The 16,767-nt window shown below is 62.0% G+C and carries 19 protein-coding genes; 10 read left to right on the top strand and 9 right to left on the bottom strand.

Going from position 1 to position 16,767, the window contains the following annotated elements:
• The first annotated feature begins 73 nt into the window (after nucleotides 1–73).
• Together SynTAK9802_RS03075 and SynTAK9802_RS03070 are read left to right on the top strand one after the other, a co-directional pair.
• Nucleotides 74–967: a 4-hydroxybenzoate polyprenyltransferase gene (locus SynTAK9802_RS03075; protein WP_255487822.1), complete on the top strand. Its 894-nt coding sequence runs from the start codon at nucleotides 74–76 to the stop codon at nucleotides 965–967.
• A complete protein-coding gene (locus SynTAK9802_RS03070; protein ID WP_186497965.1) occupies nucleotides 967–1,851 on the top strand; it encodes an LD-carboxypeptidase in 885 nt (294 codons plus the stop codon). Before SynTAK9802_RS03075 ends, SynTAK9802_RS03070 begins: the two co-directional genes overlap by 1 nt.
• Here the strand turns inward: SynTAK9802_RS03070 and ispD are convergent.
• Nucleotides 1,835–2,515, bottom strand: coding sequence for a 2-C-methyl-D-erythritol 4-phosphate cytidylyltransferase (gene ispD / locus SynTAK9802_RS03065; protein WP_186497963.1), 681 nt, complete (start codon nucleotides 2,513–2,515; stop codon nucleotides 1,835–1,837). The two genes, SynTAK9802_RS03070 and ispD, sit on opposite strands and share 17 nt — an antisense overlap.
• A 72-nt stretch (nucleotides 2,516–2,587) precedes the next feature.
• Between ispD and SynTAK9802_RS03060 the strand changes: the two genes are divergently transcribed.
• Genes SynTAK9802_RS03060 through fabG form a run of 3 tightly spaced genes read left to right on the top strand, consistent with a single transcriptional unit; the run spans nucleotide 2,588 to nucleotide 5,288 of the window.
• Nucleotides 2,588–3,421: a glycosyltransferase family 9 protein gene (locus tag SynTAK9802_RS03060; RefSeq protein WP_186497213.1), complete on the top strand. Its 834-nt coding sequence runs from the start codon at nucleotides 2,588–2,590 to the stop codon at nucleotides 3,419–3,421.
• An 11-nt stretch (nucleotides 3,422–3,432) separates the two neighbouring features.
• Nucleotides 3,433–4,488, top strand: coding sequence for a TrkA family potassium uptake protein (locus tag SynTAK9802_RS03055; protein WP_186497212.1), 1,056 nt, complete (start codon nucleotides 3,433–3,435; stop codon nucleotides 4,486–4,488).
• A 47-nt stretch (nucleotides 4,489–4,535) separates the two neighbouring features.
• Entirely contained in the window at nucleotides 4,536–5,288 is a 753-nt protein-coding gene (gene fabG / locus SynTAK9802_RS03050) for a 3-oxoacyl-[acyl-carrier-protein] reductase (RefSeq protein WP_114988294.1), read from the top strand.
• Nucleotides 5,289–5,297: 9 nt separating this feature from the next.
• On the opposite strand, the gene SynTAK9802_RS03045 is transcribed toward fabG, so the two are convergent.
• Nucleotides 5,298–5,474 (bottom strand): hypothetical protein, encoded by a 177-nt coding sequence (locus tag SynTAK9802_RS03045; protein ID WP_114988256.1) that lies wholly within the window; start codon nucleotides 5,472–5,474, stop codon nucleotides 5,298–5,300.
• Nucleotides 5,475–5,604: 130 nt separating this feature from the next.
• Here SynTAK9802_RS03045 and groL point away from each other — a divergent pair, with 130 nt between their 5' ends.
• Nucleotides 5,605–7,284, top strand: a complete 1,680-nt coding sequence (gene groL, locus SynTAK9802_RS03040; RefSeq protein ID WP_186497211.1) for a chaperonin GroEL — start codon at nucleotides 5,605–5,607, stop codon at nucleotides 7,282–7,284.
• Here the strand turns inward: groL and SynTAK9802_RS03035 are convergent, their stop codons facing one another.
• Genes SynTAK9802_RS03035 through SynTAK9802_RS03010 form a run of 6 tightly spaced genes read right to left on the bottom strand, consistent with a single transcriptional unit; the run spans nucleotide 7,285 to nucleotide 12,381 of the window.
• The gene (locus SynTAK9802_RS03035) at nucleotides 7,285–7,974 is read right to left on the bottom strand and encodes an N-acetylmannosamine-6-phosphate 2-epimerase (protein ID WP_186497210.1); all 690 of its coding nucleotides are present in this window, start codon (nucleotides 7,972–7,974) and stop codon (nucleotides 7,285–7,287) included.
• 5 nt (nucleotides 7,975–7,979) lie between these two features.
• Entirely contained in the window at nucleotides 7,980–8,546 is a 567-nt protein-coding gene (locus tag SynTAK9802_RS03030; RefSeq protein WP_186497209.1) for a hypothetical protein, read from the bottom strand.
• 4 nt (nucleotides 8,547–8,550) lie between these two features.
• Nucleotides 8,551–9,405: an ABC transporter permease gene (locus SynTAK9802_RS03025; protein WP_186497207.1), complete on the bottom strand. Its 855-nt coding sequence runs from the start codon at nucleotides 9,403–9,405 to the stop codon at nucleotides 8,551–8,553.
• A gap of 9 nt (nucleotides 9,406–9,414) precedes the next feature.
• Nucleotides 9,415–10,428 (bottom strand): ATP-binding cassette domain-containing protein, encoded by a 1,014-nt coding sequence (locus SynTAK9802_RS03020; RefSeq protein WP_186497205.1) that lies wholly within the window; start codon nucleotides 10,426–10,428, stop codon nucleotides 9,415–9,417.
• Between the two features lie 50 nt (nucleotides 10,429–10,478).
• Nucleotides 10,479–11,462 (bottom strand): heme o synthase, encoded by a 984-nt coding sequence (locus SynTAK9802_RS03015; protein ID WP_186497203.1) that lies wholly within the window; start codon nucleotides 11,460–11,462, stop codon nucleotides 10,479–10,481.
• Nucleotides 11,455–12,381, bottom strand: coding sequence for a heme A synthase (locus tag SynTAK9802_RS03010; protein WP_370586374.1), 927 nt, complete (start codon nucleotides 12,379–12,381; stop codon nucleotides 11,455–11,457). The genes SynTAK9802_RS03015 and SynTAK9802_RS03010 overlap by 8 nt, the downstream gene beginning before the upstream one ends.
• A 200-nt stretch (nucleotides 12,382–12,581) precedes the next feature.
• Between SynTAK9802_RS03010 and SynTAK9802_RS03005 the strand changes: the two genes are divergently transcribed.
• The 4 genes from SynTAK9802_RS03005 to SynTAK9802_RS02990 are packed head-to-tail and all read left to right on the top strand — an operon-like array spanning nucleotide 12,582 to nucleotide 16,091.
• On the top strand, nucleotides 12,582–13,412 hold the full coding sequence (locus tag SynTAK9802_RS03005) for a cytochrome c oxidase subunit II (RefSeq protein WP_186497201.1): 831 nt from the start codon (nucleotides 12,582–12,584) through the stop codon (nucleotides 13,410–13,412).
• 1 nt (nucleotide 13,413) lies between these two features.
• Complete coding sequence (gene ctaD, locus SynTAK9802_RS03000; RefSeq protein ID WP_186497200.1) at nucleotides 13,414–15,081, top strand: cytochrome c oxidase subunit I; 1,668 nt, start codon at nucleotides 13,414–13,416, stop codon at nucleotides 15,079–15,081.
• A complete protein-coding gene (locus tag SynTAK9802_RS02995) occupies nucleotides 15,078–15,677 on the top strand; it encodes a cytochrome c oxidase subunit 3 (RefSeq protein ID WP_186497199.1) in 600 nt (199 codons plus the stop codon). Before ctaD ends, SynTAK9802_RS02995 begins: the two co-directional genes overlap by 4 nt.
• 54 nt (nucleotides 15,678–15,731) lie before the next feature.
• Complete coding sequence (locus SynTAK9802_RS02990; protein ID WP_186497198.1) at nucleotides 15,732–16,091, top strand: AbrB-like transcriptional regulator; 360 nt, start codon at nucleotides 15,732–15,734, stop codon at nucleotides 16,089–16,091.
• Here the strand turns inward: SynTAK9802_RS02990 and SynTAK9802_RS02985 are convergent.
• Nucleotides 16,088–16,756, bottom strand: coding sequence for a riboflavin synthase (locus SynTAK9802_RS02985; RefSeq protein ID WP_186497959.1), 669 nt, complete (start codon nucleotides 16,754–16,756; stop codon nucleotides 16,088–16,090). The two genes, SynTAK9802_RS02990 and SynTAK9802_RS02985, sit on opposite strands and share 4 nt — an antisense overlap.
• Nucleotides 16,757–16,767 lie beyond the last annotated feature (11 nt).

Genomic DNA, 16,767 nt, shown 5'->3' with positions numbered 1-16,767 from the left:
CAATGAAATCCACTCTGACACTGACGGCCGAGGCCATCGGGCCCTGACTAGGGTTCTTCAAATCCCGTTGATTGTGATCAGCAGCTCTGCCCGTCTTCAGCCCTGGATCGAACTGCTCCGCTGGAACAAACCCACCGGCCGGCTGATTCTGCTGATCCCAGCAGGCTGGGCCCTCTGGCTGAATCCAAGCGCTCCCCCCAGTGTTGTGCTGATCCTGCAGATTCTGTTGGGGGGCCTGGCGGTGAGCGGAGCAGGCTGCATCGCCAATGACCTGTGGGACCAGCGCTTTGACGGCCAGGTGGAACGCACACAACATCGGCCTCTGGCCAGAGGTGCGCTGCAGCGAGGGCCAGCCTTCGCTCTGCTGCTGATCTTGCTCGGCCTCAGCCTGGCTGTTGTGCTGAGTCTGCCGGCCGCCAGCCTCGGGCTCTGTCTCGCCTTGGCCTGCACGGCCGTGCTGCCGATCCTCGGCTATCCATCGGCAAAGCGGTGGTTCGCCTTCCCCCAGGCGGTCTTGGCGCTGTGCTGGGGCTTCGCGGTGCTGATCCCCTGGGCCGCAGCAACGCCCTCCTTGAGCGGGAGTCCTGCCCTGGTGTGCAGTTGGCTGGCAACCGTGGTCTGGACATTTGGCTTCGACACGGTCTATGCCATGGCCGACCGTCGTGACGATGCCCGCCTCGGCCTGCGCAGCAGCGCCCTGAGCCTCGGATCCCGCGTGGTTCCTGTGGTGCGGGGCTGCTACCTCGTGACAGCCATCACCCTTGCCATGGCGGCATGGTCGGCTCAGATCCCAGCACCGTTCTGGCCTCTCTGGTTGCTTGCCGCCGTCTTCATGCAGCTCAGCTGCAACCCATTGAACAAACAGGATGCCTCCATGGGCACCTACGGGAAGCACTTTGCCCAGCAGGTGCAGGCAGGGACGCTGCTCTGGCTCGGCCTGGTTCTGGCCAGGGGATGGGGAGCCTGATGCGCATCACCCCGGCTCCTCCGCTTCGTACTGGAGACAGTGTGGCCTGTGTGGCCGCCAGTTCAGCCCTGCAGGACGACATCAAGCTGCAGGAGGGCATTGCGGTCCTGCAGAGCTGGGGCCTCGATGTTCAACCCCAGACCTTGGCCAGCCGACGTTGGGGCTACTTCGCAGGGCGCGATGACACGCGCCATGCCGATCTGCATCCCGCAGAACCGGCAGCGCTGCTCGCCTGTGCCCGCGGTGGATGGGGGGCTGCTCGGCTGCTGGAGCAGCCCATCCGCTGGCAGAGCGGCTGGCTGTTGGGCTTTTCCGACGTGACAGCTCTGCTCTGGGCCCGCCAGGCAGCAGGGTTTGCGGGGGGCATCCATGGCCCCTTGCTCACAACACTTGCGGAGGAACCGCAATGGAGCCGAGACCGCTTGCACAACCTGCTCTTCGGCAACACCGTTCCTGACCTGCAAGGTCGGGGTGGCGGCGGCGGTGTGGGGAGTGGTCCCCTGCTCGTGGCCAATCTGACCGTGGCCACCCACCTGTTGGGAAGCCGTTTCGTGCCCCCCCTCAAGGGAGCCGTTCTGGTGCTGGAGGACGTGGGTGAAGCGCCTTACCGCATTGATCGGATGCTGACTCAGTGGAGGCTGAATGGCAGCTTGCAGGGCCTGGCGGGTCTGGCATTTGGCAATTTCGAAGGGTGCGCCGACGAAACCAGAGATGCCTCCGAAAGCTTCAACCTTGAACAGGTTCTTGAGGAACGCACGGCCGATCTCGGCATTCCCAGAGTGATGGACCTGCCCGTTGGTCACCGATCCGGAAACGCAGCTCTGCCCATGGGGGCGATGGCACGCCTGGACGGCGAAAACGGCCGGCTCAGCCTGCTGACCTGAGGGCAAGCACGGCCTCCGCCACGGTGAGGTCAAACGGTGTGGTGACCTTGATGTTGGCGGGGCCGGCATCCAAGACCTGCACAGGCCACCCCAGACGCTCGTACAACGACGCATCGTCGGTGACCGTCCAGCCCTGGGCCACCGCCTCAGCGTGGCCGCGACGCAGCTGATCGACGGCAAAGCCCTGCGGCGTCTGCGCAGCCCAAAGCTCCGATCGATCCGGCGTATCGCGAATCACACCATCAGATCCCACGCGCTTGATCGTGTCGCTCACCGGCGTTGCAGCAATCAGCGCCGTGCCGGTCTCCACAAAAGCTGCACAGCGATCAAACAACTCCGGTTCAGCCAAACAGCGGGCGCCGTCATGAATCAAGACGTGCCGAGCCTGCTCCGGCAACCCCGCCAGACCACAAAGCACCGACTCCTGCCGCGTGCTGCCCCCCTGGATCCAGTGCACCGGCTTGCTGGGTGCATCCAGCACCGCAAGGATGGCCTCTCGATCGACCTCCTGGCCGACGATCCCGATCCATTCGATCCGCTCGGAACGCAGGGCCGCCTCCAGGGTCCAGGCAATGACGGGGCGTCCGGCCAACGGCAGCAGCAGCTTGTTGCGATCCGCACCCATGCGCCGACCGCTTCCCGCCGCAGCAATCAACAGATGCACAATCGACTCCTGCCCCAGACAGGCGTAAACGACCTCCATACAATCAGCTCGCACCATGGATGGCGGCGCTGCATGCGAGTTCTTGCCCTGAGCCCGGGTTCGCTCGAAGACCAGCTGGACCGTCTACCGGCTCTGGCCGACATCTGCCAGAAGCTCAACGCCAGCCTGCAGGTGGCCTGTGACCCCCAGCAGGCAGCTCCGTGGAAGCTTTTGCCGTGCCTGGACAAGCTGTTGCCGTTCAGCTTCGAGGCCAACCCCACCCTTGCGGACTGGGCCAACCTGCTCGGTTGTGTGCGCGAACCCGACTTTCAGATCTGCATCAACTTCGCTGAAGGGCAGCAGGTGAACCTGATGCTGTCGATGAGCCATATCCCCAAACGGTTGGCGGTTGAGGGATTTGCCTGCACCGACCAGGTCAGCGTCGGTCCCGGCTGGACGGCGCAGCGTCTCAACCCCTTTCTTCAAGCCCTGGGCCTTGATCTCAAGGCCGATCAGTTCCGCCTGCCCCTGGCGGCAGAGGCTCTTGAGGAAGCCCGTGAAGCACTGCCCAGCGGTGACGGCCCCCTGCTGTTGCTGTCGCCATCCGGCCAGGGGAATGACTGGCCTGCAGCGGAATGGCATCAGCTGCCTGAGACGATCAAAAGCCGCCTACCGGCGCTGCGCAGCATGGTGCTGCCAGCCGAGCTCAGCCTGCCCAAACGGGCGGCCTTGGTGGCCAATGCCGATGTCGTACTCAGCAGCTGCCCGGTGTCCCAGCGCCTGGCGATCTATTGCGGCACCCCCCTGGTTGCCCTCGGAGCCGAGGCCGCAGACCTCCCCGAGCGCCAGGAGATCCGCTGCCTCAACCGCCCGCAGGAGCTCGCCACGCTGCAGAGCAGTGATGTGCTGACGGCCCTCGGTTTCTGAGGAGACGTCCGATGAGGCGGCGCCGAGCCAGGGGACAGCTGAAGCTGATCACGGCTCCATGGCGGGGGCCCATCAGTGCCCTCAGTGCTGTGATCTTCGCGGGTGCCCTCGGTTATCGGATCACGGAGGGATGGGACTGGGGCGATTGCCTCTGGATGGTGCTGATCACCATCAGCACCATCGGTTTTGGAGAAGTCGCCCCGCTTTCACCTCCAGGCCGCCTGGTCACCGTCTTGATCGTGGTGGGTGGCTTGGTGGTTGTGCAACTGGCCATCCAACGCGTTCTAGGGCTGAAGGAGTCGGGATATTTCCGCAGACTGCGGGAGTTCCGCTTTCTCCGCATGCTGGAAAGCCTTCACGACCACGTGATTCTTTGCGGCTACGGCCGGATCGGACAGGAGATTGCAGCCCAACTGCAACGGGACGCGGTGCCCCTCGTGGTGATCGAAACCGATCCAGAGCGAAAGGCCGTGGCAGACGAGAATGGCCTCTGGGTGCTTCAGGCCGATGCAACCCTCGATGAAACCCTGCTGGACGCAGGTCTGGAACGCTGCTGCAGCCTCGTGGCAGCCCTACCCAGCGATGCCTCCAATCTTTACGTGATCCTCAGCGCCAAAGACCTACGACCGGATTGCCGCTTGATTGCTCGCGCCAACAGCGATGAAGCCGCCTCAAAGCTGCGGCTGGCGGGCGCCACTGTGGTGGCCAGTCCCTATGTGGCTGGTGGCCGGGTGATGGCCGCTTCGGCGCTGCGACCGCTGGCCCTCAACTTCATGGAGCTGTTGGCGGGCTCCGACTATGAAATCGAGGAATTCCAGCTGAGTCACGACCCTCAGCACCTGATGGAGATCCGCGGGAGGAGCCTGGCGGAGCTGGAGCTGGGCCGTCGCAGCGGGGCCATGGTGCTGGCGATCCGGGAGAACGGCAAGCTGATCGCCAATCCAGGCGGCGACACCCAGATGGCACCGGGGCAACTCCTGATCGTGCTGGGAAGCAAAACCCAGCTCGCCACCTTGCAGTCGTTGCTTGGGGAGGCCGTCGACACGATTGAAACCATGCCGGGTTGAGCTGGATGACGACGGCTCCGTACGATCCTCCGATCAACGATGCCTCCATGTCTCCCAGCGCTTCTCTTGCCGGACAGACCGCCCTGGTGACGGGAGGAGGTCGCGGCATCGGCCGGGCCATCGCCCTGGCCCTGGGCGAAGCCGGTGCAGAGGTGGTTGTGAACTACTCCAGTTCTGCCGCCGCCGCCGATGAAGTTGTAGCTGCCATCACCACAGCTGGGGGCAAGGCCTATGCCCTGCAAGCCAACGTGTCGGTTGAGGCCGAGGTGGATGGCCTGATCAAGACGGTGCTGGAGCGCAGTGGCCGTTTGGATGTGTTGGTGAACAACGCCGGCATCACGCGGGACGGCCTGCTGATGCGGATGAAAACCGACGATTGGCAATCGGTGATCGACCTCAACCTCAGTGGAGTGTTCCTCTGCACGCGAGCCGTGGCACGCCCGATGCTCAAACAGAAGAGTGGTCGGATCATCAACATCACCTCCGTTGTGGGGCTGATGGGCAACGCAGGACAGGCCAACTACGCCGCCGCCAAAGCGGGCGTCATCGGTCTCACCCGCAGCACCGCCAAAGAGCTCGCCAGCCGTGGCATCACCGTGAACGCTGTGGCTCCGGGTTTCATTGCCACAGACATGACCAAGGACCTCGATGCGGAGGCCATCCTCAAAGACATCCCCCTGGGAACCTTTGGCACCCAGGAGCAGGTGGCCGGTGCCGTGCGCTTCCTTGCCGCCGACCCGGCCGCGGCCTACATCACAGGCCAGGTGCTGCAAGTGGATGGTGGCATGGTGATGGCCTGACCCTCAGGATCAGGAATCAAGGGGTTGGGCCAACTCATCCCGCAGGCGGCGGATGCGCTGGAGCAGGCGTAACCGACGACTGCGGGCTGTAGCGGTGAGAAAGATGCGCAAGGGCACGTAAACGAGGGCCATCGAACCGGCCAGCCCCGCCATCAGAACAAAAAACAGCGCTCCGGATTCAGCCATGACCGGACCCTAATCAGTTCATTTGACAGCGGCATCCGGGCAGCCCCAACCATTCGGCTTTCCCCACCACAACGCCTCTCCACGAGGGCCACACTGCTGTGGGACAGTGACCAACGGCGTGCCCGCGACTATGGCCAAACTCCTTTCCTTCTCTGACGAATCCCGCAGCGCCCTTGAGCGGGGTGTTGATGCACTCGCCGATGCGGTGCGCGTCACGATCGGCCCCCGCGGTCGCAACGTTGTGCTCGAGAAGAAATTCGGCGCACCCGACATCGTCAACGACGGCGACTCGATCGCCCGTGAAATCGAACTGGACGACCCGTTCGAAAACCTTGGCGCCAAGCTGATGCAGCAGGTGTCCTCGAAGACCAAGGACAAGGCCGGTGACGGCACCACGACCGCAACTGTGTTGGCTCAGGCCATGGTGCGGGAAGGTCTTCGCAACACCGCTGCTGGCGCAAGCCCTGTGGAACTCCGCCGAGGCATGGAGAAGGCCGCTGCACAGGTCGTGGCTGGACTGGGCGAGCGGAGCCAGGCCGTGGCCGGCGATGCCATTCGTCAGGTGGCCACGGTGAGCTCCGGGGGTGACGACGAAGTCGGTCGGATGATCGCGGAGGCGATGGACAAGGTGAGCACCGATGGGGTGATCACGGTTGAGGAATCGAAGTCTCTGGCAACGGAACTGGAAATCACCGAGGGCATGGCCTTCGACCGGGGCTACAGCTCCCCCTACTTCGTGACGGATGCCGACCGTCAGGTCTGTGAATTTGAAAACCCCCTGATCCTGCTGACGGATCGCAAGATCAGCACGATCACGGATCTGGTCCCCGTTCTGGAAACCGTTCAGAAGAGCGGCTCTCCCCTGCTCATCCTGTCTGAGGAAGTGGAAGGCGAAGCCCTTGCCACCCTGGTGATGAACAAGAGCCGTGGGGTTCTGCAGGTGGCCGCTGTTCGGGCACCCTCCTTTGGCGAACGCCGCAAGGCAGCCCTCGCCGATATCGCCATCCTCACGGGCGGGACGCTGATCAGCGAAGACAAGGCGATGACCCTCGACAAAGTGACCCTCGAGGATCTCGGCAAGGCGCGCCGCGTCACCATCAGCAAGGAGAGCACCACGATCGTCGCCACCGACGACCATCGCCAGGCGGTGAGCGAGCGCGTCGGCGCGATCCGACGTGAACTGGAGGCCACCGAATCCGACTACGACCGCGAAAAGCTCCAGGAGCGGATCGCCAAGCTGGCCGGCGGCGTGGCTGTGATCAAGGTCGGTGCACCGACGGAAACGGAACTGAAGAACCGCAAACTGCGGATCGAGGATGCCCTGAATGCCACCCGTGCCGCCGTCGAAGAGGGCATCGTTGCCGGAGGCGGCAGCACGTTGCTGCAACTCTCCGACAGCCTGGACGCCCTGGCTTCATCCCTGAACGGCGACCAGCGCACCGGCGTTGAGATCGTGCAGCGGGCACTGACGGCGCCGATTCATCAGATCGCCACCAATGCCGGTCAGAACGGTGATGTTGTGATCGCGGGCATGCGCAGCAGCGGCCAGGGATTCAATGCCCTCAGTGGCGCCTACGAGGACCTGATGGCTGCTGGCATCGTTGATGCCGCCAAGGTGGTGCGCTTGGCCGTGCAGGATTCGATTTCGATCGCTTCTCTGCTGATCACCACCGAAGTTGTGATTGCCGACAAGCCGGAACCCCCTGCACCAGCTCCCGCCGGAGACGGAGACCCCATGGGTGGCATGGGCGGAATGGGTGGCATGGGCATGCCCGGAATGGGCGGCATGGGCATGCCCGGGATGATGTGATCAGCTGATCATTCCCTGGCGATAGGCGATCACCTGGAGGTCCACTCCGGTGATCGCCGTCCCCACCACGACGGTGTCGGCCCCGGCCTGCAACGCCAACCGTGCATCCGCTGGAGAGGCAATTCCCCCCTCACAGATCAGACGAACCGAGCCGGGAAGCTCAGCGCGAAGTTGGGGGAGCAGATTCAACGCAGGGGGGCGCTGCTGTGCCGTGTCTTCCGTGTAGCCGTAGAGCGTGGTCCCAACCCAGTCACAGCCCAGTTCGGCAGCGCGCAGACCGTTCTCGAGCGAATCCACATCAGCCATCAGCGGGGCCCTCAGCTCATCACGGCTGCGCTTGATCAACACGGCCAGGTCCTGCCCTGCAGGCCGCGGTCTGGCTGTGGCATCAATCGCGATCACATCGGCCCCCGCAGACCACACCGCCTGAATTTCCTTCCAGCCCGGGGTGATGTACACAGAGCTGTCCGGGAACGTGCATTTCCAGAGGCCGATGATCAAGGCATCCGGACAGCGCCGACGCACAGCACCGATGTGTTCAGGGCTTTCCAAGCGCACACCCACAGCACCATTGCGCAGGGCTGCATCCGCCATGGCTGCGATCACATCGGGATCGCGCATCGGCGAACCCTGGGGGGCCTGCACCGAAACGATCAGGCCCTGATCCAGGGATTCAGGGTTGGGAATCATGCTGTTCAGGACGCCTTGGGGAAAGCGTCATCCTCCCGGCGGGGGAGCCAACGCCGGAGCGAACGGGGCGTGCTGATCGGCGGGGCAGGCACAGGTGCCGACGCAAAGCTGCGTTGAAGCGGCTTTTCTTCAGCTGCACTCTCGTCGTCTTCGACGATCGTTTCTTCTTCAGCGACCACCCCGTTCTGCATCACCTCGCTCTCAATCAACACGTCGTCTTCAACCGCAATCTGCTCCTCTTCTTCAGCGACCAATTCGTCCTGACCAACCACCTCGTCCTCAGCAACCACCTCGTTCTCAACCAAAACGTCGTCTTCAGGAGAGATCTCGTCTTCAGGAGCAATCTCCTCCTCCGCGACAGGCATCGGCGCGGAACTGAACTCATGCTTCGAAGCTGAAGGTTCCGGCAAACTCAGATCAAGCTCAGCTGCTCCGTCAAAGCCGTAACGGTGAACCCACTGACTGATCAGACCCGCGAGCAAGGCCTGATCACCTGAGGTTCGGGCCTCCTGGATCTGTTGGGCCAGAGCGTTCTGTCGAGGTGATGGCTGCTGGAACGGAGAAGAGAGCACGGATTCAGGAAAGTTTGCGGTTGAGCAGAGGGCGAATCGCAAGAAACAGCCCGATGGTGAGGACCAGAAGGATCAGCAGGCAACTGGTGCCGGTGACATCCCCATAGGGGGCCTCCAGCAGAACGGCCGAAAGATCCAGAGGACCCTGGTAAGCCGCTCGAATGGGTTCTATCGCGAAGGTAAGGGGATTCAAGGCCGCAAGCCAGCCCAGCCAGGTGGGCATGAATGACAACGGGGCCAAGGCCGTGCTGGCAAACAGCAACGGCAGGTTGGCCACAAAAATCACAGCGATCAACTCGATGTGCCCCGGCAAAGCGAAGGCCAGTCCGAGGCTGAGGGCCGTCACAGCGAAAACCAGAAGCAGCAGCGTCACCAGCACCAGGGCCAGGCCACTGATGCCGGGCCATCCGTAACCGAGCACTGCTGCCGTGCCCATGATCGCCAGACTCTGCAACAGGCTCAACGCCGTGATGTAGATCACCGACGCCAGCACGATGGAACTGCGGCTTCGCAGCGGTGCCACCAGCAGCCGATTGAGGAAACCAAATTCACGATCAAACATCACAGGCAGGCCGGCATTCAAAGCACCGCTGAAGGCTGTGAAGACAATCACTCCAGCACCAAGAAAACGGCCGTAGCTCATGCCGCCTGGCAACAGACCCTCGGGGGCATTGGCGAACAGTGCACCGAAGAGAATCAACCAGATCAGGGGTTGCAGAACCCCGGCGATCAAGGTTGAAGGGCGACGCATCAACTGAAGAAACAAGCGCCGGGTGAGGGCCAATGTTTCCTGGCTGAGCTCGGCGAGGGCTCCGGATTGCTGCTGCTGGAGAGCAACAGATGCTGTGGGGGAAGTCATCGTTGGCACTCAACGCATGGATTGACGCTTTTCCTGTTTGACGTCGCGCTGGCCTGCGATGGCCAGTTCAGCGTCCATCAGGGTGCGTCCTGTGGCCTGAAGGTAGACATCATCCAGGCTGGGACGACTCTGGGCCAGGGCAAACACAGGCAAACCTGCAGCCTCGAGGGTCTGACGCAGCTGATCGATCACGGCTCCTCCCTCAATCACCAGGTTGAGGGAAAAGCCTTGGGAGCGGTTCACCACCACCTGACGCACCCCATCCAAGGGTTCGAGAAGGGCACGCACCTGGGTCGCCTCATCGGCATTGCTGAACTCTCGGATTCGCAGAGTCACGCGATCACCCCCCAGCCGTTGTTTGAGCTGATCAGGGCTGCCTTCGGCAATCACACGGCCGGCGTCGATGATCGCCAACTGATCCGCCAGAGCCTCCACCTCTTCGAGGTAGTGACTGCTCAGCAGAACAGTGGTGCCTTCATCAACCAGCTGACGCAGCAGCTTCCAGATGGCACTGCGGCTCTCGATATCCAGTCCCACGGTGGGTTCATCGAGCACGAGCAACCGGGGGCGGTGCAGCAGACCGGCGGCCAGATCAAGACGCCGGCGCATGCCGCCGGAATAGGTGCCGCAGCGGCGGTCAATCCAGTCGCCCATCGCGAGGCGGTCAATCAGATCGGCGACGCGGCTGTCGCGATCGTTCCGCGGCAGGTGGTAGAGATCACCTTGCAATTGCAGCAGTTCCCGGCCACTCAGGATCTTGTCGATGGCCACCTCCTGGGCCACATAACCCATGAGCTGGCGAACTTCTCGTGGCTGCACCAAACCGTCTACACCCCCAACAACCACTGAGCCGCTGTCGGGGGCGAGCAGGGTGGCCAGAATGCGCATGGCCGTTGTCTTGCCGGCACCGTTCGGGCCAAGCAGCCCGTACAGGCATCCTTCAGGAACGGTGAGATCAAGCTCACGCAGAGCCGGTACCGAGCCGTAGGCCTTGGAAATCTTGCGCAGTTCAATCAACGCCATCAGGCACCGTCAGGGACTTGCTCGGCCAATTCAGGGAATCTAGAGAGTGCTCATTGCACCGCCGTTGGCAGGGAGAGAAGTTGCATCACCTGGTGAGCAAAGCCTGAGGCCAGATCCGTCCGGCTAAGAATGAGAAGCAGGCACAGACCAAACAGATAAAGGATCGACCAACGAAACAGGGCCTTGGCATTCACAAGACTGTCGGGATCCAGGGACAGCCGATCGACGAGCTGCAGCAATCGGCCGTTGTAGGGCAGCAGCATCACGCCATAGAAGGCGCCACCTGAAGGCAAAGCAAACACGCCCAAACCGCTGAGCAGAACGGTGATCCAGCCGTAGGTCTTGATCGCCCGCGCCGTCACAACAGGACCCTCCACCACGGGCAGCATCGGGATCCCGACAGCGCGATAGTCCTCACGCAACAGCAGGGCCAAAGCCCAGAAATGGGCTGGCGTCCAGACCATCACCAAAGCGAACAGCCACCAGCCCCCGAGGCCAACATGGCCCGTGGCGGCCGCCGCCCCAACCAGGGGCGGAATGGCCCCAGCGACCCCACCGATGACGATGTTCTGGGACGTCCGCGGCTTGAGCAAGGCTGTGTAGAGCAGCACGTAACTGCAGAGGCCGAGCAGGGACAACCCAGCAGCGAGACAGTTCACACCGCTTACGAGAAGCATCGCCGCCGCGAGGGTGCAGGCGATGGCGCCGATGAATGCACTGGTGGGCGACAGCCGACCGGAGGGGAGTGCGCGACCGCTGGTGCGGGCCATCCGGCCATCGAGATCCTGCTCCCACAAGCAGTTCAGAACCCCTGCAGCAGCGGAGGCAAGCGCCCCTCCCCCCAGGGTGCAGACAAGCCGAGGCGATGAGAGCGGCCAGCCTTCACTGAGAGCCATTCCACCCAGGGTGGTGGCCAGCAGCAAAGGGATCAGGCGGGGCTTGGCGACTTCCAGCCAGGCCGGAAGTTTCACCCGCTTGCGGGAGGGAACGACCTCCTCACGGGTCGGACGAACGGTTGCAGTGATTTCAGCCATGACAGGCCTCCAACGAGGTGTCGTCGAGGACGACGGAACGGGATGGGTAGGGGAGGTTCGGAGAGCGAACCAGAAGCGCCGCCAGCAGAGCGATCAGCAGTGCAGCCACGAGTTGATGCGCAACGGTCACCGCCGGCTGCGACAAACCAAGACGAAGGGTGAGGACGCCAAGGGCCACCTGAACCAGCACCAGGAGCACGGCCCCACCCAGCCAGGGCCACTGCTGACGAGTCCAACCACCCGCCAGCACGGCTGCCCCGGCGAAGCCGAGCACAACTACGACCACCGGCATCGCTGTCAGGCGATGGGACAGCACCAGCTGGCAGGCCTCTCCTCCAGCAAGGCATCGCTGCCCTGCCCATGCGGTGGCCATGCGACCACCGAGCAGGCACTGCACAAAGACCGACAACAGCCCAAGCGATGCCCCGATGCGCCACCAGAGCGGAGCGACGGCAGCAGCGGGGTGAAGCAAGCGTTGGGTCAGCCCACTCAGGAGCGCAACGAGGGTGAGCGCGAGGGCCAGGTGGGCTGTCACCACAGCGGAGGGCAGCAACTGGGTCACCGTCAGCGCACCCAAACCTCCCTGCATCGCCACCAAAACCATCAGACCGATGGCCAGCCAGGGCAGCCATCGCGGCAGTTGGCGCCGCTGAAGCGTCGTCGCCACAGCCATCACCACGAGAGCAATGCCGATGACGAAGGCATCAAGGCGGTGAAACCACTCAAGGAACACCTGAACATTCATCTGGCGACCCGGCAAAAACGAGCCGAAGCACAGGGGCCAGTCCGGGCAGGCCAAGCCGGCTTCCATCACCCGGGTTGCTCCACCGATCACCACCAAAGCGATCACGGCAACCACCAGATGAGCCGACAACAACCCAAGACGTCGACGCAATGTCGACATTGAAGAAAGCATCATCGAACAAGCTCCATCCGATGCACCCAAAAGGGATTGCTTGGACCGTAGCGATGCAGAAGATGACGTCACGCTGTGTGGACGTCTGCAACACAAACGAGGAAAAATCATCCCCTTTTCCTGACAGAAATAAGGCCTTAACAATCACTTCATGGAGAACCGCAGCCAGGCCCATACGCTGTTGAAAACCTGGGATTGATCAGGTGCAGATCCCATCCGCCATTCTCACGTTGGTGATCGGGATGGTCCTTGCTCTGGGCGGCCTATGGATCGGCCAGAACATCAACCTTCTCCCCATCGATGCGAGCGCAAACGCGCCGATTTACGACGAGCTTTTTAAGGTTCTATTCACGATTGGCAGCATTCTGTTTATCGGAATCGTTGGCCTTCTCGTGTTCAGCCTGATTCGCTTTCGGCGACGCAGCGGCCAGCTCGGCGACGGCCTTGCCATCGAAGGAAACCTGCCACTTGAAATTTTCTGGACAGCAGTTCCTGCTGTTGTGGTGCTGTTTGTTGGTCTCTACAGCTACGACATTTACGACCGGATGGGAGGCATGGTGCCTCTGGCCCATGACCACATGGGCGGAGCCCACGACGAACAGATCTGGGGAGGCATAAGTTCAGGCTCGATTGAATCAGCCGCCGCAACAAATGCTTTACCCGTTGAAGTGACAGCCATGCAATTTGCCTTCCTCTTTCATTACCCAGAGGGAGACATCACGTCAGGTGAACTTCATGTGCCAGCCGATCGACCGATCACTCTGCGGATGGAAGCCAAAGATGTGATTCATGCCTTCTGGGTGCCTGAATTTCGCTTGAAGCAGGACGTCATTCCCGGCCAACCAACCCAGCTGAGTTTCACACCCACACGCACCGGCCGTTATCCAATCGTGTGCGCCGAACTCTGTGGGCCCTACCACGGTGGAATGCGCTCCACCGTTGTGGTGGAAAGCCCGCAGGACTGGGACAGCTGGTACAGGGACAACGCCAAAGCCGCACCCGAAGACGAAACGCTAACCATCGCGAACGCCTGAGATGACCATCAGCTTGCCCCCGGAAACGTCCAGCCCTCCACGGCTTCAACCCAGCGGCTGGTTGCGGTATTTCAGCTTCAGCGTTGATCACAAGGTGATCGGGCTGCAGTACCTCGTCTGCGGCTTTATTTTTTATCTGATTGGCGGCGCCCTAGCCGGTGCCATTCGCACGGAACTCACCAGTCCCGTGTCCGACTTCATGGCACGTGATGTCTACAACCAGGTGCTGACGCTCCACGGCACGGTGATGATCTTTCTCTGGATTGTCCCCGTGGTGAATGGTGCTTTTGGGAACTATTTGATCCCCTTTTATGTGGGTGCAAGGGACATGGCCTTCCCGCGCCTGAATGCCGTGGCGTTCTGGCTGATCCCTCCAGCCGGTTTGATGCTGATCACCAGCTATTTCCTCACGGGGGCTGCGCAATCGGGCTGGACGGCCTATCCACCTCTGAGCATCACCACACCAGCAACGGGCCAAATCATCTGGATCTTGAGCGTGCTGCTCCTGGGCGGAAGTTCGATCTTCGGAGGCATCAACTTCATCGCCACGATTCTCAAACTGCGTCGCCCCGGCTTGAAACTAATGCAGCTCCCCATGTATTGCTGGGCGATGCTGGGCACCAGCATTCTTGTGGTTCTCTCAACACCGGTTCTGGCGGGAACGTTGGTGTTGCTGAGTTTCGACATCGTTGCCCATACAGGCTTCTTCAACCCCACCCTTGGGGGAAACGTGGTGGTTTACCAGCATCTGTTCTGGTTCTATTCGCACCCAGCCGTTTACATCATGGTCTTGCCGGCCTTCGGCCTGGTGAGCGAAATCCTGCCGGTTCATGCCCGCAAGCCGCTGTTCGGCTACGTGACAATGGTGTATTCGATTATGGCCATCGTTGTGTTGGGCCTGATTGTGTGGGCGCACCACATGTTCACCAGCGGCACACCTCCCTGGATGCGCCTGTTCTTCACCATTGCAACCGCATTCATCGCCGTTCCCACCGGCATCAAATTCTTCAACTGGTTGGCAACACTCTGGGGCGGCCGCATCAGCCTCAACAGCGCCATGCTGTTTTCCTGCGGTTTCATCGTGAACTTCGTGCTCGGAGGCATCACAGGGGTCGCCCTGGCGCAGGTGCCGTTCGACATTCATGTGCACGACACCTACTTCGTCGTCGCGCACTTCCACTACATCGTCTTCGGTGGATCGGTGTTCGTGATCTTCGCCTCGGTCTACCACTGGTATCCCAAGTTCACCGGCCGGATGCTGAATGAAGATCTCGGCCGCCTGCACTGTGCCCTCACGTTCATCGGCTTCAACCTGTGCTTCGGCCCCCAGCACTGGCTGGGCCTCAATGGGATGCCGCGACGGGTTGCTGAATACGACCCCCAATTCACCCTGATCAATCAGATCAGCTCCGTCGGAGCCCTGCTGATGGCCATCAGCACCCTGCCTTTCCTCTGGAATGTGATCCAAAGCGCCCTCAGCGGTCCTGTCGCAGGCGACAACCCCTGGAAAGCACTCACGCCCGAGTGGCTGACCAGTTCTCCGCCACCGGTCGAAAACTGGATTGGTGAGGCCCCTCTGGTGGAAGAGCCCTACGGCTACGGCGTCCCGCCGGACGAGCTGGACCTGACCGCAACCAGTGGTCGTGATCTCTGGAGCAGCGGCAAATGACCACCACAGTTCCCAAGAAGGATCAGAACCACAGCCACGGGGAGCATTCCGAGCATCCCGATCACCGCATGTTCGGCCTGGCCACATTTCTTGTGGCGGACGCCATGACCTTCGCCGGCTTCTTTGCGGCCTACCTCACCTTCAAAGCGGTCAATCCCCTACCGGATGGAGCCATCTATGAACTGGAGCTGCCCCTGCCCATCCTCAACACGGTTCTGCTCCTGGTGAGCAGTGCCACCTTCCACCGGGCCGGCCAGGCGATCCGACAGGACGACCACGGTCGCTGTCGACGCTGGCTGCTAATCACCGCAGGCCTCGGCCTGGCCTTTCTGGTGAGCCAGATGGTGGAGTACTTCACACTCCCCTTTGGTCTCACCGACAACCTTTACGCCAGCACCTTCTTCGCCGCCACGGGATTTCATGGTCTCCATGTGACCCTTGGCGCCCTGATGATCCTGATCGTCTGGTGGCAGGCGAGGCAGCCGCAGGGCCGTGTAACTGCAGCCGACCACTTCCCCCTGGAAGCAGCGGAGTTGTACTGGCACTTTGTTGATGGGATCTGGGTGATTCTTTTCGTGATCCTTTATCTGCTCTGATCCCTTGCCTTGATTGGCGAGCGTGGCCAGAATTCAGTTGAATTAAATCCTGAAATGCTGGTCGGCAAGGAACTGCTGGACAAGGCCAGATCGCTCAGCAATCGGCCGGAAGATGACATAGCCCGCGGCTGCGGCTACGTCGGCCCCAGCGGACGACTGCTGAAAAAGAGTTTTTATCGGGCTCTGGTGGAGGCCAAAGCGGCGGCCCAGGGATGGCAATTGCCGAAAAGCAGCAGCAGTTCCTCAGGCGGAAGCCGAGGTCGCCAGGCCGAATTCCGAACCCGTGTGCATGGCAACGGCAACCTGCTGATCGGCCACGCTTACACCCGTCGGCTCGGCCTGGAACCCGGCCAGGAGTTCAAGATCGAGCTGCAGCGGGACTCCGGAATGATCGTTCTGCAGCAGATGGATTAAGACCAGCCGTGAGCCGCCAGCCAGTTGGCTGACAGATTCTCGGTCTTGTTGTGGCCATCCGTGTTTCCGTCATCGGCAGCGGCGGCATGCAGCAGCCGCTCGGCGTAACGGGCCAGTTGATCGGCCTCCAGGTTCACGGTGTCCCCGACAGCCAGGTGTTTCAAGGTCGTCGCCTCCCAGGTGTGGGGGATGACGGCGAGGCTGAATGTCGTTCCATCGGCTGAACAGTCAGCCACCGTGAGGCTGATCCCATCCACCGCGATGCTGGCCTTCTCACAGACATAACGGCCGAATCGGGGATCCGACCAGCGGATCGACAGGGCCCAGGAGTGGGGGAGGGTCTCCACGCAGGTGACTTCTCCGGTCGCATCCACATGACCGCTCACCAGATGACCTCCAAGGCGGTCGCTCAGTCGAAGCGCTGGCTCGAGGTTCACCGCACCACCACGGTCCGCTTTGCGTCCCAACGTGGTGCGGCGCAGGGTTTCCTCACTCACATCGGCGCGGAAACCATCCGCGATCAGCTCTGCTGCCGTGAGGCAAACGCCATCCACAGCAACGCTGTCGCCAAGGGCCAACGGGGCAAAAGGAGCGCAGCCCCAAACCACCACCGCCCCGGCACGGCGCTCGATCCTTCCAACTGACTGCACCAGCCCCGTGAACATCGCCCGCAGCG

The sequence above is a fragment of the Synechococcus sp. TAK9802 genome, from assembly GCF_014279535.1.
GTDB lineage: Bacteria > Cyanobacteriota > Cyanobacteriia > PCC-6307 > Cyanobiaceae > Parasynechococcus.
Note: the sequence above shows the minus strand (reverse complement) of the source record. Positions and strands in the feature narration are given on the sequence as shown.

Coding starts and splice junctions, on each gene's coding strand:
- SynTAK9802_RS03020 (WP_186497205.1), bottom strand. CDS start 10,428: ATGGCGTTGATTGAACTGCGCAAGATTTCCAAGGCCTACGGCTCGGTA.
- SynTAK9802_RS02995 (WP_186497199.1), top strand. CDS start 15,078: ATGACCACCACAGTTCCCAAGAAGGATCAGAACCACAGCCACGGGGAG.
- SynTAK9802_RS03055 (WP_186497212.1), top strand. CDS start 3,433: ATGAGGCGGCGCCGAGCCAGGGGACAGCTGAAGCTGATCACGGCTCCA.
- SynTAK9802_RS03035 (WP_186497210.1), bottom strand. CDS start 7,974: ATGATTCCCAACCCTGAATCCCTGGATCAGGGCCTGATCGTTTCGGTG.
- ctaD (WP_186497200.1), top strand. CDS start 13,414: ATGACCATCAGCTTGCCCCCGGAAACGTCCAGCCCTCCACGGCTTCAA.
- SynTAK9802_RS02990 (WP_186497198.1), top strand. CDS start 15,732: ATGCTGGTCGGCAAGGAACTGCTGGACAAGGCCAGATCGCTCAGCAAT.
- groL (WP_186497211.1), top strand. CDS start 5,605: ATGGCCAAACTCCTTTCCTTCTCTGACGAATCCCGCAGCGCCCTTGAG.
- SynTAK9802_RS03015 (WP_186497203.1), bottom strand. CDS start 11,462: ATGGCTGAAATCACTGCAACCGTTCGTCCGACCCGTGAGGAGGTCGTT.
- SynTAK9802_RS02985 (WP_186497959.1), bottom strand. CDS start 16,756: ATGTTCACGGGGCTGGTGCAGTCAGTTGGAAGGATCGAGCGCCGTGCC.
- SynTAK9802_RS03010 (WP_370586374.1), bottom strand. CDS start 12,381: ATGATGCTTTCTTCAATGTCGACATTGCGTCGACGTCTTGGGTTGTTG.
- SynTAK9802_RS03025 (WP_186497207.1), bottom strand. CDS start 9,405: ATGACTTCCCCCACAGCATCTGTTGCTCTCCAGCAGCAGCAATCCGGA.
- SynTAK9802_RS03070 (WP_186497965.1), top strand. CDS start 967: ATGCGCATCACCCCGGCTCCTCCGCTTCGTACTGGAGACAGTGTGGCC.
- SynTAK9802_RS03045 (WP_114988256.1), bottom strand. CDS start 5,474: ATGGCTGAATCCGGAGCGCTGTTTTTTGTTCTGATGGCGGGGCTGGCC.
- SynTAK9802_RS03060 (WP_186497213.1), top strand. CDS start 2,588: ATGCGAGTTCTTGCCCTGAGCCCGGGTTCGCTCGAAGACCAGCTGGAC.
- fabG (WP_114988294.1), top strand. CDS start 4,536: ATGTCTCCCAGCGCTTCTCTTGCCGGACAGACCGCCCTGGTGACGGGA.